Origin of the sequence: Salipiger sp. HF18, assembly GCF_011806505.1 — a bacterium.
GTDB classification, from domain to species: Bacteria; Pseudomonadota; Alphaproteobacteria; order Rhodobacterales; family Rhodobacteraceae; genus Salipiger; species Salipiger thiooxidans.
In genome coordinates, this window is record NZ_JAATOS010000809.1 from 1 (window position 1) to 1,115 (window position 1,115).

Annotated in this window: 2 protein-coding genes; both read left to right on the forward strand. The window is 72.0% G+C overall.

Features of this window, described 5'->3' with window-relative positions; genetic code table 11:
• Nucleotides 1–587 (forward strand): GntR family transcriptional regulator (locus tag HC022_RS27155; RefSeq protein WP_167454446.1); only part of this gene is annotated, 587 nt, incomplete at its 5' end.
• Nucleotides 584–1,115 (forward strand): GNAT family N-acetyltransferase (locus HC022_RS27160; protein WP_167454447.1); only part of this gene is annotated, 532 nt, incomplete at its 3' end. The genes HC022_RS27155 and HC022_RS27160, both read left to right, overlap by 4 nt.

The following is a 1,115-nucleotide window of genomic DNA, read 5'->3' on the forward strand; positions in this document are numbered from 1 at the left end:
GCGAGGACGAGGTGGGCGAAGTCTACGGCGTTAGCCGTACCGTGGTGCGCGCGGCGCTTCAGAAGCTGGCGCACATGCACCTCGTGGACCTGCGCCGCAACCGCGGCGCCTTTGTCGCCCAGCCCACGGTCAAGGAGGCGCGCGAGGCGCTCGAGGCCCGCGCCCTGCTCGAGCCGCGCACCGCACGCCCCGCCGCCGAGCGCATGACGCCCGCCGCCCTCGCCCGCCTGCAGGCGCACATCGACGACGAGCACCGCGCGCTCGACGAGGGTGACACCGGCCGCGCGCTGCATCTGTCGGGGCTCTTCCATGTCGAGATCGCCCGCATCGCCGACCAGAATACCGTCGAAGAGTTCATCGCCCAGCTGGTCTCGCGCTCGTCCCTGATCATCGCGCTCTACTGGCAGCGCCGCGCGGCACTTTGCGAAAGTCACGCCCACCACGCGCTGCTGCAGGCCTTCGCCGCCGGAGACGGCACGCTGGCCGAGGACCTGATGAAGAGCCACTTGCTCGATCTGCTCACTTCGCTAGACCTGCGCGAGCGCGGCTCGGTGCCGCAATCGCTCAGGGAGGCACTATCGGAATGATGCGGACTGCGACGGCGGATGAGGTCGGCCTGATCATCGACTGGGCGGCGGACGAGGGCTGGAACCCGGGGCTCGACGACGCGCGGGCCTTTCACGCCGCCGACCCGGTGGGGTTCTTCGTGGCCGAGGAGGACGGCGAGATCGTCGCCGCGATCTCGGTGGTCAACCACTCCGACAGCTTCGCCTTTCTCGGCCTCTACCTCTGCCGCCCGGACTGGCGCGGCAGGGGCGTGGCCTTCGCGCTCTGGAAACACGCGCTCGCGCATGCGGGCGAGCGCACCGTCGGGCTCGACGGCGTCGCCGAGCAGCAGGCCAACTACGCCCGCTCGGGCTTTGCGCTGACCGGCGCGACCTCGCGCTTCGAAGGCGCGGCACGGCCCGCCCCTGCCCTGCGCGGCGCCACGCCCGAAGACCTGCCCGCGCTCGCGGCGCTCGACGAGACCGCGAACGGCATCACCCGCCCGCGCTTCCTCGGGGCGTGGCTGGCGGACTGCGACACCCGCCGCACGCTGGTGCTCGACGGACCGG